We start from the raw sequence: 25,704 nt of genomic DNA, 5'->3' as shown, positions 1-25,704 counted from the left end.
ATATTTTATCTGCTATCTTAGGAAATAACCTTATTTTTTATGGATGTATTTTATTCATTCGATTGAGATATATTTCTATACCCGAATATCGAGTTAAGATAAGTGAAATAATTTAGAAATATATCATTTTTATTTTTTGGTTATGCTAATACGCCTTAGTGACGTTAAATTAATAAAGAGCAATAATTAATTTTATTATTTTATTAAATGAATAAAAAAGCATCAGAAATAAACCTTGCTGATAATTATAGTGTGATTTCTAAATAAGTCGAATTTCGACTAGAAATAAAAAACTAGCCGCGAATAATTCAGCGGCTAGTTTTATCATGGATATAACACTTTTATTAATGGCGATTGATTACCATTCGAACGGTACGGTTACCATGACGGAAGCACCAATATCATCACTGGTGTCGTAATCTGTTTTCGATACCCAGACTTTTGCATCGGTGCTGACCATGTTATCAAAGTTATGCCACCAACCTAAATCGACACCCTTGATTGTTTCTGATTTAGGGTAGATTTTGTTTTGTGGATAACTTTCTTTATTGACCTTGGCATAGACTAAACGTGTACTAACACGGTTATCATCGTCAAGGGTATATTCCACTTTGGCTGATAACATACGCCCATCACCGCCCATGGCATGACCCAAAGGTGCACCTTGTTGGTAATAGCCATCTTTATAGATAAAGTGACGATACATCACGCCGTTTTTGTTCCATTCGGTATGGGTATTAGAACCTTCAATATACCAGCTTAAAGGCTGACCCCATGCAGTATGGTAGCCTTCGATACCCCCCATAAAAGCATTTTTCGATGGGAACATACCGGCTTCATCTTCACCGATCATTTGGCCGTAAACACTGACAGGTAAACCAATCAGCGGGTAGAGTTTGATTTTAGCGTCAAGCCCTGCAAGCTGGTTACCGGGGTCATCATTTTGATCGCCTGTGTTATCTTTACCGGCCATCGCATTCCAGAAAGAATTCCAGTTGTTAGGGCGACCTTCACCTCCCCACATGACTACGCGTGAACCCCCTAACTCAAAGAAATCCGTTGGGTTCATAGTCATACGTAAACCAATGAGCTTGGTATGGGGTTGTGAGGAGTACTGCTTAATTTGGCCTGCTGTAAGCTGATATTGCCATGAGCCAATCCATGATAACCAAGGGGTTTCAAAAGGACTTTGGTCTGCACGCTGTATCAGGAAACCTGTGACAGGACGTGCTGCATCAGTACGGATCAAGCTACCATCATGGCCGGGCCCCCACCATTGAGGGATCTCACCAAAGCTAACCCATTGGTTCCAAATTTTCACGCCGCCGTAAGAACCATTAAGGTTATAGTCAGAGCCATTTTCAACACGTAACGCTCGTTCAGCATTCGCTTTTAAATTTAAATCGACATCATCGGTGCTGTAATTACCTTCAACGGTATAACGGAAATCACTGTATTCGCTTTGTGCGAACCCCTGTGGCATGGATGGCTTACTCGTTGACAGGTAGGTTTGTAATTGGAGGTTATTTTTAGTGCGACTGAGTTGTTGCTTAATACGCTGCACAATCGCTTCTTGTTCACTATTGGTGATATTTGCATTATTAAGTGAGCGGGTAATTTCTTCTGAAGATAGGGGCCATGTAGAAAGGCTGATTTGAATAACATTACGTTCTGATAACCATGCAAGGTCGTTTCGTAAGTTATTATCCGGTAGAACGAGACCCCCAGCAAGAGTATTGCCACTCATTACGCCCAATACCGTTAAAATGGCCAACTTGGTAAGCTTGATTTTTTTCATTGATGAATCCGTTGAGTTGAGTCGTCTAATTTTTTGTGTTTTAGCGCGAAAATAGGCGCAAAAGTAATAAGTAAATTCCGAACACGAGTAAAGTACGATATCGCCCACAATTATCTTACTGTTCTATTTGACGTATTAGTTAGGCATGTGTGCGGTGTTTTTTTTATATAATAGGCAAACTCTGAATAAATAAAAAGCAGATTATAGGCGCATGCGGTAAATTGCCTTTTTATGATGATATATCACAACATAATTAAAACAGTAGGCTAGAGGAACTATTTGTCTTATTTGGTGATACTGACTGTCTTAAAATGATTGAATAGCAAATTGATTAAACGGATTTTAATTAGGTGAAATTACTTATATTGGCGCGGGAATAAAATTGGCGCCTTAATCAAATGAATATTAAGGCGCCGAGAGTTAATTGGGATTATCGACCATGCTCGGGTAACCAAATTTGCAAACGGAGGCCACCAAGTGGGCTATCGTCTGCTTTTACCCAGCCTTTATGCTGTGAGATTGCGGTTTCAACAATCGCAAGGCCAAGGCCAGTTCCGCCAGTCTCCCTATCGCGTGCTTCATCTGTACGGTAGAAAGGGCGGAAAATGTGTTCGCGATCAGCGGGGCTAACTCCTGGGCCATCATCATCGACAGTGATTAAGATGCCGTTGTTTTCCTCTTTAAAATTGACCGCAATGTGGGTATTTGAGTAGCGAAGTGCATTGCGAACGATATTTTCAAATGCACTGCCTATCGCCGATGGATTGCAATAAATCGGCCATGGGCCTGGCGGGGCGGTGACATCTAACGTTTTATTCATCTGCTCTGCTTCAAAGCGAGCATCTTCTAGAATATCGCCCCATAATTCATCGGCTTTAATATTCTCCCTTAAGATCTCATTTTTGTGCTGGCTGCGTGATAGCACGAGTAAGTCATTGATCATACTATCTAAGCGATGCGTTTCGGTTTCGATACGTTCTAGCTCTTTACTTTCACCATGGCGGCGGCGTAAGAGTGCCGTTGCCAGTTGTAAGCGTGTGAGTGGCGTCCGTAGTTCGTGCGAGATATCAGAAATCAGTCGTTGTTGGGCAGTGACCATGCCATCAAGCGCGCTAATCATCTGGTTAAAACTGTTACCGGCAGAAAGAAACTCTTGCGGCCCCGATTCAAGTTCAGGGTGTGGTCGTAAATTGCCTTTTGCGACATCGTCTGCTGCCATTTTTAATTTACGGGCAGGGCGTGCCAAGCTCCATGATAACCAAAGTAATAATGGGGCGCTAATCAGCATAGTGGCAATTAATAACAAGAATGGCCGGTCAAACAATAAGTTAATAAAGTCTGATTGTGGGCTATTGGCTGGGCGAACTAAATAGAGTTGGTAATGGTCTTCACCGTCGCGAATGGAAAAAGGCCCAAGAATTTCCGCGCGACCATATTTTTTCTTTTTCGGGTGATCGGCATTGTCGGATTGCCCGATAAAGTTACGGATCACTTGCATTTCACTGGGCATCGCCCCGATAACACGTCCTTCACTGGTCACAATGATCAGACGTTGCCCCGGAGGCGCCCATTTTTTGATGGAATTAGAAATCCGCCTCCACCAAAGAAGGTCATTCATCGGCGCCTGTGCAAGTTCGGCTTCGATGTGTTGTTCAAGCATTTCCCCTTGGCGCTGCTCACTTTCCAGAAGGGAAGTGAGCTGCCGAGAGTCTAGCTTGGGTACCATCAGCACTAGCATTAACACTAGTGCGAGGGTAAACCAGAAAATTGCAAATATTCTTGCGGTTAAGCTATTTATCATGTTGCTGAAACCATCAAGTATCCACGACCACGTAAAGTTTTAAACCACGGTTGACCATCTGTACGCTCTGGCAATTTACGGCGTAAGTTAGAAATGTGCATATCAATAGCACGGTCAAATGGCGTTAAGCGTTTCCCAAGAACTTCTTGGCTTAGATGCTCTCTTGAAACGACTTGACCAAGGTGCTGAGCTAATAAATAGAGTAGCGTGAACTCAGTACCTGTTAGGTCTAGAATTTCGTTATCAAAGCTGGCCTCTTGGCGACCAGGATTTAATTGTAGCTTATCAACTTGCAGAACAGGCGTATTGCTATTGTCGCCCTGATTCTGTTCGCTCCAATTAGAACGGCGCAATAGTGCACGGATACGGGCAACGAGTTCGCGGTCATTGAAAGGTTTAGGAAGATAGTCATCTGCACCTAACTCAAGGCCTAACACTTTGTCTAGCTCACTACCGCGAGCGGTTAACATAATGACAGGAGTTTGGTGGATTTGACGCAACTCTTTTAATGTCTCAATACCATTTTTCTTTGGCATCATGACATCAAGTAATAACAGATCAATGGACGAGTCCAGTTGTTGTAAAGCCTGTTCACCATCATAGGCGATGACAACGTTGAAACCTTCCATTTCGAGCAGTTCTTTTAAGAGCGACGTGAGTTCACGGTCGTCATCAACTAATAGGATTTTATGCATGTGTTTAAGTCCTCCAACTGCCAAAATACGATAACAATCTTCATGATTCCATGACTTTACGTTCTTTTACATGCTCTGACGCTAGTTTGCAGCCACCGGCGTATAGTTGTCCACATTGAATCACGAGCACTGTCCGAGAACAAGGAGTCAGAAATGCAAAGAACAGCACAAACAACAGTAATGTTGACGTTAGCCTCTGCATTCATTTTCGGCTCAGTGACGGCTTTTGGGGATACACCAGAAAATGTGGCACAAACTGGTGATGGTTCGACTCCCCTAATGTTGCAAATGCAAAATGAGCCTACCTCATCAGCGTTGGCTAAACTTCAGCATTATGAGCTGTTTGGTAGTGAAGAACGCACGAGTACATTTATGTTTAATGGTATCACGTTAAATGAAAAACAGCGCCAGCAATTACGTGATTTAATGGCAACACAACGCCGTTATCAATTTGATAACCCAGTTTCAGTGCAAGAGCGTGAAGCATTGCACAGTTTAATTACCGCAGACGACTTTGATGAGCAGGCAGTACGTGCCCAATTAGAAAAAAGTTTGCAAAAAGAATTAACTCAGCGTGTTGAAATGGCGCGAATTCATCATGAATTATATCAGTTATTAACACCTGAGCAGAAAGCCCAACTTGAGCAGATCCATCAACAAAAAATGTCTCAATATCAGGCTTTGCAATAACTCATTGAATGAAATTTATTGAGTACCGAATTCTCTTGATCGTAGTAGTGAAGTAGCAATAAGTGAAGTTTTTTCCTTGCCATAGACACCATCCCTGTCTTTTACAGCCCCTTTTAGGGGCTTTTTTTTTGCGCTTAGCTTTTAAAATAAAAAATGGATCCCTCTCTATGCTTCCCTTTTGATCACCCCGTTGATGAAGGTTTTTATCGATAATATAAACATGCTGAGCAAATAATATAGGTTCTGAAACAACGGCAAAGGCGCTCTTTAGTGCTTCTATTTTTAATCATCAAGTAGACAAAGCCCTGCGAATTTTATCCTATCTTAGTGTTGTGCGTTTGGTCGCTCGCCGCTTTGTGGTGAATTGTTCAGACTCGACTCTACAGAAACTGATTATTTAGTTAATTATTTTGGATAAAGCGAATTATTATTCCAATGATTTTGCTATTAAGACAAAAAACGGGTTAAATTCATTTTATGAAGATGATCTCACTCTATTCCTATTGTTATTTTGCTCAAAATTCATAGTCTTTATGCCGTAAAATTGTTGTGTGTATTGCAAAGGAAAATAATATTATGAAAATGAAGGCTCTTGTTGCAGTCGCTGTCTCTGCTGTCATTTTGACGGGATGTAAAAACTTAGACCAAGGCATGCTAACTAACTCTGGTATGCAATTATTCCAAGCCGCTACTTTAACGGATGGTGACGTTAAGCAATTAAGCGACCAATCTTGTAAAGAAATGGACGCACAAAATAAAATTGCACCCGCTTCAAGCAAGTACTCTAAACGCTTAGATAAAATTGCTAAATCATTAGGCAATGAAATTGATGGCACACCAGTTAACTACAAAGTTTATATGACTGATGATGTGAATGCTTGGGCAATGGCGAATGGTTGCGTTCGTGTCTATAGCGGCCTGATGGATATCATGAATGATAACGAAGTTGAAGGTGTATTAGGTCATGAAATGGGCCACGTTGCACTCGGCCATACACGTAAAGCAATGCAAGTTGCTTATGCCGCGGTTGCCGCGCGTACCGCAGCAGCTTCAGCGGGTGGCGTTGTTGAGCAACTCAGCTCTTCACAATTAGCTGCGCTGGGTGAAAAACTGATTAACTCTCAGTTCTCTCAACATCAAGAGAGCCAAGCGGATGATTTCTCTTATGACTTGCTGAAAAAACGCGGTGTTAAAACTGACGGCTTAGTCACTGGTTTTGAAAAATTAGCTCAAATGGGTAGCAAAGAAAGCAGCATGTTCGATTCTCACCCACCGTCAGCAGAGCGTGCACAACATATCCGTGACCGTATCGCGGCTGACAAAAAATAATTATTTATTCAGTTAGAATAATATTGAAAAGCAGTAGAGGTGCCGCCTTTACTGCTTTTTTGTATCTTCATTTGTGTTGATCTTGTGATCATGCCATTAACTTTTTGCTAATAATCTATTCTTTGCTGTTTATCTGCGAATGTTGTCTCAAAAAAAACGAAATCAGACCTTGCTGCTTGCACTCTAAAATAACTCCGCCTATTTTGATGCTTGAATTTCTTTTTGGGTGTATTCGCTAAAAAATAGCTACCCTATTTTTTGTCGTGGCTGGGTAGCAAAAATAAAATAACGATTCGCAAGGAATAAAAATGGAAAAAGCTCAGAGGATTTCTTTGCTAGCAAAAGGCATGGGAATGTTGCTGTCATTTACTTGTCGTTTATTAACGGGCGTACGTACCCGTTGGGTTGGTTGCCAACCGGCAATGACACCACGTATCTATTATGCTAACCATTCCAGCCATCTTGATGGTTTAGTTATTTGGGCTGGATTACCTCCTTTAATGCGCCATGCTGTTCACCCTGTCGCCGCAAGAGATTATTGGGATAAAACGCCCTTTCGACGCTATCTAGTCAATAACGTTTTTCGCGCTGTTTTAATCGACCGTAAAGGTGATGGAACGGCGAAAGAGAATGTCTTAGAGCCACTTGAGGCGATCTTGGAAAAACAAGAATCATTGATTTTGTTCCCAGAAGGTACGCGCGGGGATGGCGAAGAATTAAGTCATTTTAAAAGCGGTATCTATCACTTAGCCAAAAAACACCCTCATGTTGAAGTGGTGCCTGTGTACCTTGAGAATTTAAATCGCGTACTACCAAAGGGGTCGAAGTTGGTTGTGCCGGTGATCTGCTCTGCGGTTGTGGGCAAGCCATTAGCCCCATTAGGCGAGGATGAACCAAAAGCCGTATTCTTAGAGCGTGCGAAACTCGCACTAGAGGAGTTGATGCCATGAGTAGTATTTGGGATAGCGAAATCGTGTTATTGCTATCAGGTGTCTTTAGCATACTTGTGGTCGCTAGTATTATTGGCGGGATCCTCGCTTACCGTTATTCAGGGGATAACAGCAATCCAACCATTGATAACTTGAATGCTCGGATCCGAGCTTGGTGGTTAATGTGTATTGTCTGTGTACTCGCCGTTGTGATTGGCAATATCGGTGTCGTGATTTTATTTGCACTGATCTCATTTTTTGCATTACGGGAGTTTATTACCTTAACACCGACTCGGCGTAGTGACCATGAAGCCCTATTTTGGTGCTTTTTTATTTTCCTCCCTCTGCAATATGTTTTAGTCGGCATTCAGTGGTATGGCATGTTCTCAGTCTTTGTGCCGGTGTTTGTGTTCCTTTTCTTACCTACTCGCATTGCCTTAGCGGGAGATACGTATCATTTCCTCGAGCGTACCTCAAAAATTCAGTGGGGGATGTTAGTCGCGGTATTCTGTTTAAGCCATGTGCCAGCCTTGTTGATGTTGGATATTCAAGGTTATGAGGGGGAAAACGTCAAACTGCTGCTGTTCTTGATTGTGGTTACGCAACTTTCTGATGTGCTGCAATATGTGTTTGGAAAATTGTTTGGCAAACATCCTATTGTGCCAAAATTAAGCCCGAACAAAACCATTGAAGGCTTTGTTGGTGGCATTTTATCTTCCGTGCTAATTGGTATCTGCTTGTATTGGGTAACCCCATTTAGTTGGTGGGCAGCAGGGCTAATGTCACTGGCGATTACCCTAATGGGCTTTGTGGGAGGATTATGTATGTCTGCTATCAAACGCGATAGCGGCATCAAAGATTTTGGCGCCATAATCGAAGGGCACGGCGGGATGCTAGATCGTATCGACTCTTTATGCTTTGCCGCGCCAATCTTCTTCCATCTAACACGCTATTTTTATACTTAATCTTAGGCCTTGTGCCTGATGACTCCAAGTATTAGCCTTTGAAAATGGAGCCCCGTTGGTTAACCATAACCGCTAACGGGGCTTTTTTGTTTCTCACTCACTCAATCAATCAATAAACGCTTGAGCCAAAACGGCTCAGTTGCGTAGTTTCGCTTTGGTTTTGAGAAAGCCAGTGAACATTTATTTTTTATCGTGTGGGTAGTAGGCGCCTCTGTTTACTTTTAACTCGCAAGGTTAAGCTTCTATGTTACATAAATGCTATGATATGCACTTAATTTTTGTTTCGAAGTAAGACAACACCCGCTATAGTGAGCCTCTGCTTCTGCGGCAATCCGTTTTATAGACTAAAATTGTGTAAGCTGGATCACAATAAACAAGCAAAGCTTGATAGAAAGCAGGTATAGATAGGTTCCTTTGTCTTATTATAACGCTAGGTGAATCAATTCAGCATGAGTTGTTTATAACAGAATGTACGTTAGAAAAGTACGATATCATTGTGTTTTTCATCGATTTGCAATTTATATTCATTAATCAGAGGTCATCATGGTCAAACAGATTAAAAGAATTGGGGTACTAACAAGTGGTGGTGATGCACCGGGTATGAACGCTGCAATCCGTGGTGTTGTACGTGCTGCACTGAGCGAAGGTTTAGAAGTCATGGGTATTTATGATGGGTATCTAGGCTTATATGAAAACCGTATGAAACAGCTAGATCGCTATAGTGTTTCTGACATGATTAACCGCGGTGGCACCTTCCTTGGCTCGGCTCGTTTCCCTCAATTCCGCGATGAAAAAGTTCGTGCTGTTGCCATTGATAATCTGAAAAAAAATCATATTGATGCGCTGGTGGTGATTGGTGGTGATGGCTCTTACCTAGGGGCAAAATCACTGACAGAGGCAGGTTTCCCCTGTATTGGTTTGCCGGGAACCATCGATAATGATGTGGCGGGAACGGACTATACCATTGGTTATTTCACCGCACTTGAAACGGTAGTGGAAGCGATTGACCGTCTGCGTGACACCTCGACGTCTCATAAACGTATTTCGATTGTTGAAGTTATGGGGCGCTATTGTGGCGATCTGACGCTTTCGGCTGCGATTGCGGGTGGTTGTGAGTTTATCGTTCTGCCTGAAAATGAAATGTCATTTGACCGCGAAGAGCTGTTATCTGAGATAAAACAAGGCATTGAGAAAGGTAAACGCCATGCCATTGTGGCAATCACTGAGCATGTTTGCGATGTTGATGAGCTAGCGAAATATATTGAAGCAGAAACGCATCATGAAACGCGCGCAACGGTATTGGGGCATATTCAGCGTGGTGGCTCGCCAGTGGCTTATGACCGTATTCTCGCATCGCGCATGGGAGCCTACTCTATTCAGCTATTATTAGAAGGTTACGGCGGTCGTTGTGTCGGTATTCAAAATGAAAAACTGGTTCACCACGATATCATTGATGCTGTAATGAATATGAAGCGTGTATTTAAGAAAGAGTGGTACGACACAGCGAAAAAACTGTATTAATCTCTACCTCTACGATTGCAAATCTCACCTGTGCGGTGCCGTTTCAGTGCCGTGCAGGTTTGATCTCTCTGCCTGATTTTTCTGCCTTATATTCTTTTGTTGCATAATTTGTCATTTTTAATTATTTCATGTTATTGATGAGATCTGTCAGCCTTCCTTAACAATTGATTGATGAGGAATGGAAGAATGGCGAGTAAATGGCAGGTAACAACCACATTATTATTAGCGCTCACAGCAAGCGCATGGGCAAAAGACATCCAATTATTAAACGTTTCTTATGATCCCACTCGAGAATTCTATCAGCAATATAACCAAGCCTTTAGTCAGTATTGGAAAGAAAAAACCGGGGATACGGTAACTATCCGTCAGTCTCATGGCGGGTCAGGAAAGCAGGCCACTTCTGTTATTAATGGCTTAGAAGCGGATGTTGTGACGCTGGCTTTAGCCTACGATGTGGATGCGATAGCGAAGAGTGGACGTATTGATAAGAATTGGATCACTCGTTTACCCGATAATTCCGCACCTTATACCTCAACGATTGTTTTTCTTGTGCGTAAAGGAAACCCTAAAAATATCCAAGATTGGGATGATTTGATCCGTAAAGATGTTGCGATTGTCACGCCAAATCCTAAAACGTCAGGTGGTGCACGCTGGAATTACCTCGGTGCTTGGGGGTATGCATTAGAAAAAAATCATCATGACCCAGAGAAAGCCAAGCAATTTGTTAAACAGCTTTATCAAAATGTTGAGGTACTAGATTCAGGTGCTCGCGGGGCGACAAATAGCTTTGTTGAGCGGGGAATTGGGGATGTGTTGATTGCATGGGAAAACGAAGCGTTATTAGCGATTAATGAGCTTGGTGAAAATGGCCAATTTGAAATTGTGACGCCAAGTATCTCAATTTTAGCAGAGCCAACAGTGGCCGTCGTTGATAAAACCGTTGATAAGCGCGGGCGTAGAGAAGTGGCTCAAGCCTATTTAGAATATTTATATTCGCCTGAAGGGCAAGAGATTGCCGCGAAAAATTACTATCGACCACGTAATGAGGAAGTGGCTCAGAAATATCAGCAGCGCTTTCCGAAGTTGAAATTATTTACAGTGGACGATTTGTTTGGCGGTTGGGAAAAAGCTCAAACAACGCATTTCTCTAACGGCGGCGTATTTGATGAAATAAGCCGTCGCGATTAGTTGGTTAGGTTTTAAGCTGAGTTATTGTAAATAAATCCATTGCCTTAAGTGAAATAAAATGCGTTAATTAACTTAAGGCAAATTAATGGAAAACCAAGAACGTGTCATCACGGCGGGCATCATCGACTTCCCCTAAATGGGAATAAACAAGGGCTGATCTCCGCCTGTTGTCCATTTTATCATTCACAAGATAATCAATATCAAAAAGACCGCACTGCTGAATTTGTGTCTATCTAACCGGATATTCGATCTTACTTAGGCAAAATATTACCCATGTCGAAAAACTATGCTGACATTACTACGCCAATTATTTCTGAAAAATAATCAGTATTCCGCGCTTATTTCTTACATCTCTCTTTGTGTGGGGGTGATTTTTTATTATCTGACAGTCATTCTTCAAGTTTTTAGGACGCTATACACTGAACAGAACGGCTTTTATGAAGTCACATACGCGTTTTTTAAAGTCGTGAATTTTGCCTTGCTCGCCTATGTAATTATACTGACGCCGGTATATTACTATTACCTTAAAACGCGAATTCATTTTTTTTATCGCGTGTTACTGTATTTTATATTACCGTGTTTTATAACTTCTGTTATTTGGTATTTTCGTTTGTACTCTCTATCGCCTAAATCATATAACTCCCCAGAGTTATCACTTGCATTCGTTGAGCACATTATATTTTTTTGTTACATACAAGGCCTGTCGATTGTCATGACTGTACCTGCAATCGTGACAGATTGCGTGCTGAGTATACTCAGAAAAATAATCGCTCTAATTTATGGGGCGTTTTCTTCAAAATAAAAAAATCGCATACTCTTAGCACTATATCCTGACGAGCATTCATAGCATTGAGGATTTTAAGCAAAGCTCATCTCTGTTGAGCAATACTCGTCGCGGATACCAAAAAAGCTTTTTATAGTGAGAGTGACTGACTTGTGAGGGAGAAGCCAGTCACTGTTTTTTAGCTTATTGCCATACGTATTTGACACCCAGTTGGCCTAGGTAGAATGTCTGGCGGTTGTTGCTGCCAGAGGTGATCCCCGCCCCTTTTGGGTTTTCCCATGTACTTGGCTCAACGGCAAATCCGCCCCATAGCGTCAGTTTTGGGGTCAAATTATAGAAAACTTGGGTGCCGACACGATAGCCATCTTTCACTTTCTGGGTCGTGCGCTGGTTACTATCATAGTTGTGCTCGTTCAGGTAATAGCGGAAGTACGGCATGATGCTCCAATCCTGATTCAAGGTCACTGGGAAGTAGCCGCGGATCTGATTTTGTTCCCATGTTTTATTGAAGTCTTTATCCCACGTCCAGTCGGTATACATGTACAGTTTGGCGGTGGCGGAATCATTGATCTTATAAACAATACCGTGTTCAGATTCCCATTCATAACTATTGGGCGCATGGAAGTTGTCATAATGATAAAAGGCATCCCAGAAATTAAATGCCCATTTGTCGTTAAAGTGATAAGTACCACTAGGCATTAACCAAAAGAGTGTATTCGATGGGCGAGCCATAGTACCTGGTGCGGAATCATTAGACTCTTTACGGTAGGTTACGTTTAAGTTGAATTGGCCTACATCGCTAGAATACATTTTTCGTGTCGCACCGATTTGAGTACGGTTACGAATAAATGAGTCTTTTGAGGTTGAAAAGTTGTGGTTGTAGCTTCTTAATGACTCTTTGTGCTCAAGAAAAAAGCTCCATTTAGATTCAGGGTTTGACAGAAACAGTTGGCCGATCATGGTGGTTTTGTCGTAGACCTTACCGCCGCTGGTATTATGGTGGCCTTCAAATTTCTCCAGCTCCATATAGACATTGGAGGTAATGCGCCAGTAGTCATTATTCACCGTCTCAACAGCTAATGCAGACGTTGTTAGTGTTGTGGTGGCGAGAAAGAGTAAACCATTCAAAGATGTTTTCATGATGATCCTTTAATTTTTAATTATTGTTTATGAAATAGCAGTGTCAGTTTATTTAGGGTGTAGCAACCAGCCCTTGATATCGCTTTGGATATCAAGGCTGGGAAGAACCTTGTTTAGAAAATAAATTAGTGAGTCGTGTTGTAGGTTTCACCGTGACCATAAGGGAACAGAATTTTGTTACCTTGTGGATTTTTGATGTTAACGGGTAATAGCCCTTTTGGTGGATTTAGAGGTTGTGCCTGTGGATTTGCAAATAGCGTACGTAATCCACTACGAATGTTGGTTTCCAGTGAATTACGGTTGTTATTGGTGATATCAAACCCTGTAATACCGTAGATAGCGATATTCGCTTTGACGCCTTTTAGGTAAGCGATGTCATATGGGTTACGTGATGAAATAACGACAACCGGAATATTCGCTTTGTTAGCCTCATCAATCACCAACTGTGCATTAGCAGGGTTATCTTTTAGGTTATACGTCGTCAGTAATACGAGATCTCGGCCTTTTAAGAGCGATTGAACCTCTTTTGCGCTAAGCGTATTTTCAGCCAGTTTGATCATTGCAGTTTGGCTCTCAATCGCGACACCCGTTTCATTAGCAATATCATTTAAGTGCTTTTGAATTAATGTGTTACGTGGGTTTTCATCAGAAATCACCAGAATGCGATTTTGTGGTTTGAGAACATAAGGTAGAATATTATCGTTTTTAATCAGTGTGATAGCTTGCTCGGAAACCATATTTTCTAAGTCTTTATGGCTCTTTGAGGCGACAACAAGTTGAGCATTGTTTAAATCAACAGGCTGTGCGGTGATCTCCTGCTGTAACTTTTTCAGCACGACACGTTTTGCCGACTCATCAATCCGTTTCCTTAACTCAGGATTTTTCTTGGCTTCGCTCTCAAGGTGGCGATACATATTGTCTAAGCGTGTTACCGCTTCGCTATCCCACATTTTGATTGGCATAAGGATAATATCGGAGCCTGCTAACAGTGACGTTTCCACAGCCCAGTTCATATCAAAGTTATCAGCGATTGCCCCCATATCCATAGCATCGGTGATGATAAGACCGTTGTATTTGAGTTCATCACGTAAAACACCGTGCAGGATCGGCTTGGAAAGCGTGGCAGGAGTGCCAACCTCTTTTCCTGATAATGTTTTGATTTTGTTGTTATCTAATGCAGGCACAATAATGTGTGCTGTCATTACCGCATCAGCACCATGACTCAGCGCATATTGGAACGGCGGTAATTCTGTGGAGCGCCAAGCTTTAGCATCGGAATTCACTACGGGTAAGTCGACATGAGAGTCAGAGGAAACATTACCGTGTCCGGGGAAGTGTTTCAGTGAGGTCAATAAATTATATTTGTGGATCCCTTTGATGTAATTGGTTGATAGCGCTTCAACAAGCTCTTTGTTGTCGGAGTAAGAGCGGACACCAATGACAGGGTTGTTTTGGTTGTTATTGACATCAACAACGGGGCCAAAATTGATATTAAAGCCAAGGCTAGATAATTCATAGCCATGGATCATACCCGTCAATTCCGCTAGAGCTGGGTTACGTGTTGCCCCTAATGCCATATTGCCAGGCATTTCGGTGCCGACACGGAGGCGAGTCACATAGCCGCCTTCTTGGTCAGTACCAATAAAGAGTGGCAAATTACTCCGTGAGGCTTGTAGTTGATTAATTAATTCAACGGTTTGTGGGGTATCAATAAGGTTTTCACGGAATAAAATAACAGAGCCTAAATGGTATTGATTAATGACCTTAGCGACTTCGTCATTCATCGCTAGAAATGGTGCAGGCTCGCCTTTGCTGTCTTTATTCCAATAACGGAAATCCAACATAAAAAGTTGGCCGATTTTTTCAGCTTCAGACATGTTTTTCACAATTTCATCAGCCGATTTTTGTTTATCTTTCCACAATTCGTTGAGTTGTGTTTGCGAAAGGGGGTCGGCTAACGACATTGCGCTGAGTAAGCACAGAGAAAGTAGAGTCAGATTTTTCATCGAATCAGTCCTTGGTTATTTTTCGATGAATAATAAGTATCGTAAATTAATTGTAAAGTGAGATTAATCACAGTTAAGACTATTCTTATCCGTTATTAAATAAGAATAGTCGATTATTTAATAATTGAGAAGCCTGCAATTATCTTATTGATTTTAAATGGGTAAATTATCTGGAATAATCAGCGAAATTGTAGAATAATTCCGTTTTGGAATTATTTCTTTATGTGATCTTGACGATAAAGTCGACGAAATAAATTAATCATCTAAATGGTTGTCTTACGCTCTAATTTTATTCTGATTAATATGTTAAGTGTAATTTTATTGTTTTTATTAACGTAAAATAGAGGGTTTAATAAAAAAGTCGCAGAAAATTTCTGGCGACTTTTTTAAAGTTATAAAATAAGAAGGTGGTACGCTGTTTTATCACTGCCAGCTATATTTGAAGCCAATCTGTCCTAAATAAAAGGTTTGCCTGTTATTGGTTCCAGAAGTCATATCATCGTCTTTTGGGTACTTCCACTGTGTGGGTTCAATAGCAGCACCCCCCCATAAAGTCAGTTTTGGCGTTAGCTTGTAGGCTACCTGCGTACCAATACGATAACCATTTTTTACTTTCTGAGTTAAGTGTTTGCGCTGATCATAACTGCTTTCATTCAGGAAGTAGCGGAAATAGGGGGAAATTTCCCATTGATCACTCAGCTTAATGGGTAGGTACACCCTGATCTGATCTTGCGAGAAAATGTTCTTGAAATCTTTATCCCAAACTCTATCACTGTATAACGTCAGTTTTGCCGTAATCGTGTCAGAGTATTTATAGGTGACACCATGTTCAGCTTCCCATTCATAGTTGTTTGACTTTAAAAAGTTACTGTAATAGTAAAAAGCATCCCAGAAATCGAATGACCATTTCTTATTAAAAGCAAAGCTACCTGCCGGCATTAACCAATATAAGCTGTTGGATGAGCGTGATAGGGTGTTGGGTGCAGAATCATTGGACTCTTTACGGTAGGTGCCGTTTAGGCTCAATACGGCGTCTGTACTACGATAAAGTTGGCGTGTGGCCCCAATTTGAGTTCGATTGCGAATATAGGAATCACGAGACGTTGAAAAATTACGCCCATAGTTGCGTAAGGATTCTCGATGTTCTAAATGGAAGCTCCAAAGTGAAGATGGGTTAGTGAGGCTAAGTTTACCGACCATACTGGTTTTATCGAAAACTTTGTTATCGAAACTATCCCGTTGACCGCGGTACTCTTCAAGTTCCATATAAACATCAGTATCAACATGCCAATAATCATTATTTGTTTGAGATACCGCAGTTGCAGGTAGTATTATTGCAGTGCTTAGAATTAAACCTTTTAAATATTCCATAATCATCCTTATAGCGAATGTTTTATTTTATAAACGCCGATGACAATATTTCTTAAATAGGTGGCGACCATTGTTTGTTGATATTAATGAGATGATTAATCTATTTATTTAAATATCTTTCTCATAAAGATAAATAGATAAAACAATAATCACAAACGAGGCCAATATAATGTTGGGAGATAAGAGGTGTCCAGTATTCTCAAACGGAGGTATAACAGGAATAATCAAGTTTATTAGTAAGATGTGTGGTTTTTTATATTGATGATTTGAAGTTTTTTTCTATTGGGAATAAATAAAATATTGAAAGAATAATTTGCATTAAGGAATTTCTGTTTTTGTGATCGCATTAAGTTAATATAATCGTTTCAAATATAATTATTTATTATTCCTTAATAGGGGGATTATGTTTTTAATTATGGCATTAAATAAAAAAACCGCCAATAAATATTGGCGGTTATTATCAATGAAATATAAATTATTTGGCTTTTTTAGCTTCAGCGGCTGCTTTAACGATAACAGCAAAAGCATCTGCTTTAAGTGATGCGCCACCAACAAGTGCACCATCGATATCCGGTTGAGTGAATAGCTCTGCTGCATTGCCTGCATTGACTGAACCACCGTATTGGATGATGACTTGCGCAGCAACCGCAGCATCTTTTTTCGCAATATGGTCACGGATAAATTTATGAACAGCTTGAGCCTGAGCTGGCGTCGCTGATTTACCTGTACCGATAGCCCAAATTGGCTCATAAGCGATGACCGCATTTTGGAATGCTTGGGCGCCTAGTGTATTGAGTACAGCGTCGATTTGGCGAGCGCACACTTCTTCTGTTTTACCTGCTTCATTTTCTGCTTCGCTTTCACCGATACAAAGAACAGGAACCAAGCCTTGCTCTTTCAGTACAGCAAATTTTTTAGCAATAAACTCATCGCTTTCTTTGTGGTAGGTGCGACGCTCTGAGTGACCGATAATAATGTATTTTGCGCCGATATCTTTGAGCATTTCGGCAGATGTTTCACCAGTAAATGCGCCGGAAAGATTGACGTCAACGTTCTGTGCACCTAGGGCGATACGGCTACCTGCAAGCGCATGTTTTGCTTGAGTCAGATAAATAGCCGGTGGCGCAATTGCTACGTCACAGCCATCAACACTGCTCAGCTCGTTGCGTAGGCCAGCAATCAGGTCATTAACCATGTGAGTGCTGCCGTTCAGTTTCCAGTTACCCATTACCAATGGATGTCGCATGTTGTTTCCTCCAACCAGAGAGTTTGATTTATCAATAAGTGACTCGCTGCTGTGTAACACGGGGTGCAACGAGAAAAATTTTTCTGTTATGGACCTTAAAAATTTAGGTGTTAAGTATAAAGAGAATACATAACAATAGCTTTGCTTTTTATCACGCTGATGACGATTGCTGTGATCATTATCCGGTTAAGGTGCTTCTGTCTTTAGCTTAATCGGTTCAACAGCAAAAGTAAGCACATTATTTTCACTTTTTACTAAAATGTAGCGCAGCGCACCTAAACGTACTTCGTCTGCATAGGTTGGCTCTTTATTCGCGATGAATGCCTTTAGTGCTTTTGTCAATTCAGGGGTTTTATCTATTGCAACGGTTGGATCAAATTGTTGAATAACAGCCACCGCATAGCGTTCCATCAATTGTCGATTGGCTTGAGCCTCATTGTTATCGCGGGTTGGCAGTAGCGTGATCTGTAAGCTTTTAATTTTCTCGCTTCCACGCTCCAATACGGCGGATGAATAGATATTGGCATTGATCCGAGAAGCCGCTCGTATATAGGGAGCTGAAATGTCTTGGCTTGCAATCACTTTATATTCATGTAGTGGTAAATTGGGGTTTGTTTGATTAAATTGGTTACGAAACTGTGGGATGGTAAGGTCAAACGAAGGCGCATCCGGCGCTAAATAAGCGACTTCAAAATCACTATTCGGTAGCGTGGGTACTTTTTGCGCAAATGTCATTTGTGGCAAACCAAGTACAAAAACGGTTATCATGACGTGAATTGAATGGAGTGCGTGTTGTTTCATTTGTTTTTGCCACTCATTTTATGGTTTTTAATATTGTATCAGGATCCGGTGTAATGACATTACAACAATGGGCTTTCTCCTTCAAAGGTCGTATTGGTCGTCGACCATTTTGGGCAGGTATCGCATCGTATTTTATTTTAATGACAATCATTGTGTTACTGCAAAATGCATTTGCATTACCTGAAACGGTTGTGATTGTATTACTGGTTTTATTGCTTTATCCGCTAGCTGCAATATTTACTAAGCGTTTGCATGACAGAGGGAAACCCGGTGGCTGGTTTGCACTGGTGATCCTCGCTTTCGCCCTATTTTCAATGGATGTTAGCCAATTAGCCCCTGTTTGGCAGTGGGGAATTGGGCGCTTTTTACCGCTGTTAATCGCTATGATTATGTTACTAGACTGTGGTGTTTTTGTAGGGATGGATTCTGAAAATCAGTATGGTGAAAAAACACAATCTGTTGATTACCTGTCTTGACCCCCTCTCTACGGGTGAAAGAGGGGGGATTAAAATGGTTACCAATATTGTTCACTGCTGATATGACCCGGTTTACGGCGTAGGTGTTTGCTCATTCCTCGGGTTTTTACCAATAGCTCGCGAGTATCTCTGACCATTTCAGGGTTACCACATAACATCACATGGCTGCTGGTGGCATCAAGCGAAACGCCAGTGGCTTCTTCGAGCGTATTGTTTTCAATCAATGCTGGCACACGTCCATATAACGCATCGTCGCAATGTTCACGGCTAACAACGGTAACTAAATGCAGCTTTTCTGGGTAGCGTTTGGCTAATTGCTCCATTAAGGGGAGATAGCTGAGATCTTTCTGGTAGCGAACCGCGTGCAAAAGTACGATTTTTTCAAATCGTTCAAGGTCTTTGCCTTCTTGTAATATCGATAGAAAAGGGCCTATCGCGGTGCCAGTGGATAGCATCCAAAGGTTTTGGCAGTTGGGAATTTCGTCTAATACAAAGAAGCCTGACGCTTCATCCGTAACTTGTAAGGTATCTCCAGGGCGTAATTGAGCCAGTTTAGGGCTAAGTTTACCATTTGGTACAACCACAAAGTAGAATTCAAGGCGATCGTCACTCGGGGCGTTAACGTAAGAGTAAGCACGTTGCACTCGTTCACCTTCAATTTCGAGAGCAAGTTTTGCAAATTGGCCGGCGATAAAAGGTTTGATAGGGGCGTTGATCACTAGGCTGAATAAAGAATCTGTCCAAAATTTTGCTTCAATAACGGTTCCGGTAACCCAATTAGCCATAAATATTCACCTCTGGATTTTTTTCTAACTTTGCTGCTTATCAGAGTTTCATACTAAATCAGTTTACTATTTGCGCTTATCGATAATGTGTTCTAGTGAATTATTCTTTTTAAGAGATCACAAACAAATTTAATGTACAGTTTTATTGCCATATCCGGCGAATATCGCTGACATTGCACCATTAATTAAAATGCTGTCCTACCTCGAAAAAAAAATTAGTTTTGTTATCTTAGTCACGCAACGGTGACATGGGCATGATGTACTGCCGATTAACCGTTTTATCAAAGAAAACAATCAATAACTCTTTGTGGTTTCACTCTGAAATTAAACCTTCATGTTATTTGTATTGAATAACATGGCTAGGCTGTGCATTCAGGTTGATAAATTGGTTTTGAGAAGAAAATGAGAAAACTGGAACATTTTAATTTACTGATCTTGCTGATCGCCCTAGCAGCGGTAGGGCAAATGACACAGACTGTTTATGTACCTGTTATTGCAGACATCGCTGTGTACTTTGGTGAACCGTCTGGCTCAGTGCAGCGAGTCATGGCGGCTTACTTGTTTACTTATGGTTTCTCTCAACTGATATATGGACCGTTATCTGACCAAGTTGGCCGCCGTCCGGTTATTTTAGTTGGGATGAGCATCTTTTTACTCGCGACAACGCTGGCACTTTTTGCCCCAACGCTGGATATTTTAGTGCTCGCCAGTGGCTTGCAAGGACTGGGTACAGGGGTGGCTGGGGTCATGGTGCGTACGATGCCTCGTGATCTCTACAAAGGAACCTCATTGCGCTATGCAAATAGTTTATTAAACATGGGCGTATTAGTTAGCCCACTGCTCGCGCCTATGTTTGGTGGATTGCTTGCTCATTTTTGGGGTTGGCATGCTTGTTATATCTTTTTGTTTATTCTTGGCGCTTTTGTGCTGGTGAGCATGTATCGCTGGCTACCTGAAACACGCCCTGAGTCTTCAGAAAAACGCAGAATGTTGAGTTCTTATCACCAGTTACTGTCGAGTGGCTCCTTTGTTTCTTATTTAATTATGTTGATCGGTGCGCTGGCGGGTATTGCGGTTTTCGAAGCCAGTAGCGGTGTTTTGATGGGCGGTGTACTTGGTTTGAATAGTATTACTGTCAGTATCTTATTTATTATTCCTATTCCTGCCGCATTTTTTGGCGCTTGGTATGCAGGGCGAGAAGGTAAAAGTTTTTACCATTTAATGTGGCAGTCCGTGATCTGCTGCTTGATTGCAGGGTTGCTAATGTGGATCCCCGGCTGGTTTGGGGTGATGAATATCTGGACGCTATTGGTGCCCGCCTCGGTGTTTTTCTTCGGCGCGGGCATGCTATTCCCTTTAGCAACAACAGGGGCAATGGAGCCTTTCCCTTATTTGGCCGGAGCAGCTGGGGCATTAGTCGGCGGTATGCAGAATGTGGGTTCAGGGGTGGCAACATGGGTTTCCGCACTGTTGCCGCAAAATGGGCAGTTTAGTTTGGGCTTATTGATGCTGCTGATGGTGCTATTGTGCTGGCTACCGTTGGCTCATCGTTTGAATCGAACAGAGCATACGATTTAATCAGTGATAGCAGGCGATCACTCATCGCCTGCTTAGTTTTATACGGTAAGGGGCGCTGAAATGACCCTTGGCGTGCTCGGTAATCTCCCTTCATTTATTGCCATCGTTTGATTTGCTGTTTTCTCCATCATGGCGATTAGCTCCGGTTGCTGCTCTATGTGATTGAATATCACTGGCTGGTTATAATCCAAAAAGCGTGTATTTTCGGTGATGGTGGCGGTGTGGTTTTGCGTCAATGTCACCGTACTTGGGGGCGTGTCATCTTGCAGGTGTTTGTCGAGATAAATTCGGATTGCCGTTATTTTCAGGTTTGGTGTGCTGTCGGTGGTACCAATAATCGACAATAGCTCCCCTTGGCGAGTGATCTGCCACGGCGCTAATGGGGTTTGTTCACGAATATCACCTGATGGATCTTCGACCAATAAGGTTACCCAATAATGCTGTTGCTCTTTAGGGAGTTGTAGCGTTGTGATATCAACAGTTTGATTAATGTAAACATCGGCAAGCAGTGGGGCATTCGCTTCGATATTGTAATGCGCCAAGGGTGTTGTTCGCCTGTCAGCCTGCAACGTTAAGTGGTTGATGGGGAGAAAAGGTTGCTTTGTATTGATTTGCCCATTCTTACCCCAAGGGTCACTCAAAGAGAAATATTGTTGGTGGCGTTGTCCATCGCTAATCCAAGTAGCACACAGAGCGCTATTTGGGGTTATCCTTTGATTGTTGACCCGACCCGTTGAAAAGTCGATTAAATGGGGATCGGTAGCAGACCAGAACAGCGGGCTACCACACCAGTAATTATCGAGAGTGACATATTGTAATGGCTGATTGGCCTGATATTGGTGAAAGAGCCGATTGGCTAAAGCGTCCGGATTGGCATAGGTGTAAATCGGCTGTTGATTATCGGCTTTCATTATTTGAATTTTCACTAATTCGCCATGATCAGCCATATTTAAGCTAATGGATTTAATATCTTCAATCGGGCAGCTATCTGTCGTCATGAGTCCATTTTGGGTTGCATAAGTGGCAACTAATAAGTACACATGGGGTATATCACGCAATTTGTCTCGTTGTGCCACGATAGGGAGATCCCCAAGAGTACGCTGAATATTAAGGTGGCTATAAGGATGGTTATTACCATCGGGTAAGGTAACTATCGAACCACTGACCCAATAAACAGGGTGGTTTTGCTGTCTGTTCGATGTTGGTATTGGTCGTGATAAAAACCGCTGAATTTTCTGGTTGTAGTGAGATGAATGGGGAATAAATGCATCATAGGGGGCCTTATTGTTTTCCCCCGCCGTTGGGTACATGGCAGGCCGGATCTCTTGAGTGCTTCTATTTTCGGGGTGAGTATAACGATAGGTAATATAGGCGCTACGTGCTTGGTCATAAGCAATTTCAGGGCCATTACTCTGTTTGGAAAATGGATAATATGGGTGATTCGTATGCGATAATCCTAAGCCATGCCCAAATATTTCATGCCATAACACATCTGATTGGGCGATCCCACCACCAAAAAGTGGTGACGCCATTCCCAGCAATGAACCGTAAATCGATGGCTGTATCGCCGTATAATATAACTCATGGTGCGTACCGTTAGCCTTTTTTATCCAATCACTTTGTTGGTAGGCCCATGCAATGTGCAAGTTAGCAGGATCAAAGAACGGGTTTCTTTTATCGTATTGCGGCATGGTCAATGTAGAGGCATAAAAATTAGGGTGAATATAACCCGAAAGTACAGGAGCAAGTGTATGTGACGGGCTACTATGGAGCGTAAGCTGTGAGACCGGTAACTTAGCAACCGCCTCTTTTCCCCAACTCAGTGGAGAGTATGCATAAAGCCCTTCTCCTGTTTGATAGAGATGATGGCTTGCTACTCGCGCGGTCAGCGGGGGCACCTCAGTGACCTTAGGGGAAAAGTAGCCATCACTATCGGTGTAAGGCAGTGTGATAGGTTGATTATCCGCAATTAGACGAATACGAATATCGGGTTTTATCCATGCTCCTTTTAAGGGGGCACTGTAGCTTAGCTGGTCGGCAATTTTGTGACTGACTGACGGGGCGACAGGCATATCGGCTAATTGTTGTGGAAGTTGCCGCGGCCCCATCAATCTTACCCTTCCTAGTTCGTTTCCTTGCTGATCGCTAACAATAGCGACAATATCGGGGGCATTCGCTGCGGTTCGGCTTGTAATATCGACTTTAACCAGCGCCCAGCGGTGAGCGATTAAGCTTAAATAGGGGGAGTCTGGATGCTGTTGGTGGGTTTGTGTGAGGGTAATGCCATGCACTTGCATATCTTCAGGTACAGCGTAGTTACGTGCGGCTGGTGGATTGTAAATAGGGTCGGGGACACTGAATGTCCTTATTCCTAGACGCGATAGGATAGGTGCTTTTTCTGTTTGTATTTGGATGGATAGAGGAGCCGATCGCCGACCATCCTTGAATATCGCCACAAAATCAAATTGGTCATGACCAGTAAAAGGCGAACGGCGATTAGGCAGATAGAACCATTCCCCAGTATGGCTATTTAGCCTGATTGAGCCTGACTTAGCCCCTTCGAGTTGTTGATAGTGGCTAATATTAGCATGTTGAGGCAACTTTCCTGTGATGGCCCCGACGGTGAGGTGGTTAGGCAACTCAGTTGTGTTTTCAGCAATGATTAAGGGGTGTTTTTGCTCTTGGTAACCAAAGCTAAGCGCTTTAAGCGCTCGATTAACGTGGTCAATCACCTTTAAGCGCTCATCTTTATCATCCCAAACAACCTGTAGTGAAGTATCTTGACTATAGTGGCGAAGGACACGCTGTAAGTAGCCTGCAAATTCTTCTGGTGAGGCAAATTGCACGTTAGCAGATTTGAAGGCGCGACGTATCAAGTTGATTTGACGACCATGTTTGCCTGTTAACGATAGGGTGATATGTGTCAGGCTATTGAGCTGCTCTAACGTAAAATGAATAGAGTGAGTGACGGATTGTGGCGCTTGAACGGTTGTGACGTTCTTTAAGATCTCAACATAAGGGATCTGCTGGCTTTTTTTCAGTTGAAATTGTGTGAAAGTTAACCCGTTTCCTTTTAAGGTTAAGGTGTGATCACGGTAATCAACAGTAATAGGAGCCGCTAATGGCGCTAATCGCTGATTAATTTTGTGTTCAATGTCTTTAGCGAGTGTTTGCCATGATGCATGTGAGGCGAGCGCAATATCATCTAATTTTAGGATTTGTTGCTGGCTCCCTTTTTTTAAGGTGACAGAAAAGTATTCAATTTCACGCAGTCGCTCGTCGGTTAAAGCCAGTTGGTTTATTGCTGTTGAAGGGAGTGAGATAACCTGCTGGACGCCATGAATAGAAGGCGCCATTCGCATCACATCTGCAAGTGGCATTTCGTCACGGTATCGCGGTGCTTTTTTTATGGGGGCTGAGTTTTGCAAAATAGGCTCATGCACAAAGGCATCTTGAGGGATCAACGCTAATGTGTCGGTATTTGGTGGTGCCCAACCAAGACGAAACTCAGGAGGTCGCCCATCGGTTGTGGTGGTGATCCGCATAGCGCATCGCTCACCTTCCTTTAAATGGTTGAAAGTGAGTGTTGGGGTTTGCTCCCCTTTTGTCACCGCTATTTTTTGAGTTCCTATTTCTAGCTGTATATCCTGCTCTATCCTTGATGTATCAAGTGCAAAGGTGTATTTCCCTGCTTTTGGGATAATGATCTTAGCATCATAAATCCAGACGGTACCTATTTGCTGGTGGGGAAGAGGCGATGTTAAGTTTTGCAAATGGGGAAGAGTCATTATATGAGTGGGCTGCCTATTTGCTTGTGGCTCTGTTTTCTTTTGGCTATAAACGGCAATTCCTGTTTGTGTGGGCTGGTTTGATGCTATCTGTGTAGACGATGGGCGGATATGTCGGTCATGTGGAGGGATGATTGTATCAAGTAATTTTTTTATTGCGGAGGAAGTTTCTTCCTCTTGATAGATTAACACGCTCCCCCCTGTCAGTAACATCCAATGTTGAATCAGAGACACTTGCTGCTCTGTCGCCTTTGATGACAGTACAACGATATCGTAGTGGCGGTGCCATTGCCCGCTTGGGAGTAGGGCATCGGCCAGTTGCTCAGCGGCCCGCGTTTCACCTTCCTGCCATTGATAAGGAGAATCAAAAGTATCAACAAACAGATTGTGGTTAGGGTGGATGGTACTGCCTGAAAATTTATCGGGGCTGATACTGCTTAAGAGATAGTGAGTTGTGCGGCTGGCGGGTTGTCGTGGTTTACCCATCAACCAACTCATCACTAAAAACAGGGTTTGGCTGTCGGGTGATTGGTCTGGATCCTGCTTTAGGGCGTTAAGTAGTGCTGTATTTTGGGCGATCACCGCCACTCTGCCCCGAGATTGGTAATACCCGAATTTAATATGTTCTTGGTGTATTTCATGGCGTAAAAAATCACTAAGATCCGTTAGATATTTGTTCTGGCTATCCATCGCCGTTCTCCATCATCTTAAAAAATATCATTAATCCCATTTAGGATTTCTGCATTTTTCAATGAGGCATAGAGAATGTCTAATTTATTATTTGTACACTAATGAGCTAACTATTTAATAAAT

18 protein-coding genes are annotated in these 25,704 nt (G+C 42.3%); 8 read left to right on the top strand and 10 right to left on the bottom strand.

Annotation, left to right across the window (positions count from 1 at the left end; all coding sequences use genetic code 11):
- Positions 1 to 358: 358 nt before the first annotated feature.
- The 3 genes from PSE69_RS17195 to cpxR all read right to left on the bottom strand — a co-directional run bounded on the left by PSE69_RS17195 (position 359) and on the right by cpxR (position 4,294).
- Positions 359 to 1,798, bottom strand: coding sequence for a capsule assembly Wzi family protein (locus PSE69_RS17195; protein ID WP_040132579.1), 1,440 nt, complete (start codon positions 1,796 to 1,798; stop codon positions 359 to 361).
- 430 nt (positions 1,799 to 2,228) lie between these two features.
- Positions 2,229 to 3,599, bottom strand: coding sequence for an envelope stress sensor histidine kinase CpxA (gene cpxA, locus PSE69_RS17190; RefSeq protein ID WP_004924389.1), 1,371 nt, complete (start codon positions 3,597 to 3,599; stop codon positions 2,229 to 2,231).
- Positions 3,596 to 4,294, bottom strand: a complete 699-nt coding sequence (gene cpxR / locus PSE69_RS17185) for an envelope stress response regulator transcription factor CpxR (RefSeq protein ID WP_004924392.1) — start codon at positions 4,292 to 4,294, stop codon at positions 3,596 to 3,598. The genes cpxA and cpxR overlap by 4 nt, the downstream gene beginning before the upstream one ends.
- 153 nt (positions 4,295 to 4,447) lie before the next feature.
- Here cpxR and PSE69_RS17180 point away from each other — a divergent pair, with 153 nt between their 5' ends.
- The 6 genes from PSE69_RS17180 (at position 4,448) to PSE69_RS17155 (ending at position 10,916) form a co-directional block, all read left to right on the top strand.
- A complete protein-coding gene (locus tag PSE69_RS17180) occupies positions 4,448 to 4,984 on the top strand; it encodes a Spy/CpxP family protein refolding chaperone (RefSeq protein WP_014657231.1) in 537 nt (178 codons plus the stop codon).
- Between the two features lie 576 nt (positions 4,985 to 5,560).
- Entirely contained in the window at positions 5,561 to 6,313 is a 753-nt protein-coding gene (locus tag PSE69_RS17175) for a M48 family metallopeptidase (RefSeq protein WP_004924398.1), read from the top strand.
- A 308-nt stretch (positions 6,314 to 6,621) separates the two neighbouring features.
- Positions 6,622 to 7,263: a lysophospholipid acyltransferase family protein gene (locus PSE69_RS17170; RefSeq protein ID WP_004924402.1), complete on the top strand. Its 642-nt coding sequence runs from the start codon at positions 6,622 to 6,624 to the stop codon at positions 7,261 to 7,263.
- Entirely contained in the window at positions 7,260 to 8,207 is a 948-nt protein-coding gene (locus PSE69_RS17165; RefSeq protein ID WP_004924405.1) for a phosphatidate cytidylyltransferase, read from the top strand. Before PSE69_RS17170 ends, PSE69_RS17165 begins: the two co-directional genes overlap by 4 nt.
- 543 nt (positions 8,208 to 8,750) lie before the next feature.
- On the top strand, positions 8,751 to 9,728 hold the full coding sequence (pfkA, locus tag PSE69_RS17160; protein ID WP_004924408.1) for a 6-phosphofructokinase: 978 nt from the start codon (positions 8,751 to 8,753) through the stop codon (positions 9,726 to 9,728).
- A gap of 186 nt (positions 9,729 to 9,914) precedes the next feature.
- On the top strand, positions 9,915 to 10,916 hold the full coding sequence (locus PSE69_RS17155) for a sulfate ABC transporter substrate-binding protein (protein ID WP_014657232.1): 1,002 nt from the start codon (positions 9,915 to 9,917) through the stop codon (positions 10,914 to 10,916).
- A 967-nt stretch (positions 10,917 to 11,883) separates the two neighbouring features.
- Here the strand turns inward: PSE69_RS17155 and PSE69_RS17150 are convergent.
- The 5 genes from PSE69_RS17150 to PSE69_RS17130 form a co-directional block, all read right to left on the bottom strand.
- Positions 11,884 to 12,840 (bottom strand): OmpG family monomeric porin, encoded by a 957-nt coding sequence (locus tag PSE69_RS17150; protein WP_004924417.1) that lies wholly within the window; start codon positions 12,838 to 12,840, stop codon positions 11,884 to 11,886.
- Between the two features lie 125 nt (positions 12,841 to 12,965).
- Positions 12,966 to 14,846 (bottom strand): glycoside hydrolase family 3 protein, encoded by a 1,881-nt coding sequence (locus tag PSE69_RS17145; protein ID WP_141173086.1) that lies wholly within the window; start codon positions 14,844 to 14,846, stop codon positions 12,966 to 12,968.
- A 423-nt stretch (positions 14,847 to 15,269) separates the two neighbouring features.
- Complete coding sequence (locus PSE69_RS17140) at positions 15,270 to 16,217, bottom strand: OmpG family monomeric porin (protein WP_036942548.1); 948 nt, start codon at positions 16,215 to 16,217, stop codon at positions 15,270 to 15,272.
- A 475-nt stretch (positions 16,218 to 16,692) separates the two neighbouring features.
- Positions 16,693 to 17,463, bottom strand: a complete 771-nt coding sequence (tpiA, locus tag PSE69_RS17135) for a triose-phosphate isomerase (RefSeq protein WP_141173085.1) — start codon at positions 17,461 to 17,463, stop codon at positions 16,693 to 16,695.
- 186 nt (positions 17,464 to 17,649) lie between these two features.
- Positions 17,650 to 18,264, bottom strand: coding sequence for a DUF1454 family protein (locus PSE69_RS17130; protein WP_004924673.1), 615 nt, complete (start codon positions 18,262 to 18,264; stop codon positions 17,650 to 17,652).
- Between the two features lie 53 nt (positions 18,265 to 18,317).
- Here PSE69_RS17130 and PSE69_RS17125 point away from each other — a divergent pair, with 53 nt between their 5' ends.
- A complete protein-coding gene (locus PSE69_RS17125; RefSeq protein ID WP_014657237.1) occupies positions 18,318 to 18,740 on the top strand; it encodes a DUF805 domain-containing protein in 423 nt (140 codons plus the stop codon).
- Between the two features lie 38 nt (positions 18,741 to 18,778).
- Here the strand turns inward: PSE69_RS17125 and fpr are convergent, their stop codons facing one another.
- Positions 18,779 to 19,525: a ferredoxin--NADP(+) reductase gene (gene fpr, locus PSE69_RS17120; RefSeq protein WP_040132576.1), complete on the bottom strand. Its 747-nt coding sequence runs from the start codon at positions 19,523 to 19,525 to the stop codon at positions 18,779 to 18,781.
- Positions 19,526 to 19,927: 402 nt separating this feature from the next.
- Here fpr and emrD point away from each other — a divergent pair, with 402 nt between their 5' ends.
- Positions 19,928 to 21,103 carry a multidrug efflux MFS transporter EmrD gene (gene emrD, locus PSE69_RS17115; protein ID WP_272675299.1) on the top strand — a complete coding sequence of 392 codons (1,176 nt, stop codon included), beginning with the start codon at positions 19,928 to 19,930 and terminating at the stop codon, positions 21,101 to 21,103.
- Between the two features lie 38 nt (positions 21,104 to 21,141).
- On the opposite strand, the gene PSE69_RS17110 is transcribed toward emrD, so the two are convergent.
- On the bottom strand, positions 21,142 to 25,581 hold the full coding sequence (locus tag PSE69_RS17110; RefSeq protein ID WP_121875015.1) for a hypothetical protein: 4,440 nt from the start codon (positions 25,579 to 25,581) through the stop codon (positions 21,142 to 21,144).
- Positions 25,582 to 25,704: the final 123 nt, after the last annotated feature.

The organism is Providencia sp. PROV122, from assembly GCF_028482365.1.
Classification (GTDB): Bacteria; Pseudomonadota; Gammaproteobacteria; order Enterobacterales; family Enterobacteriaceae; genus Providencia; species Providencia stuartii.
The sequence above is the reverse complement of the archived record's forward strand: the minus strand, read 5'-3'. Positions and strand labels throughout refer to the sequence as shown.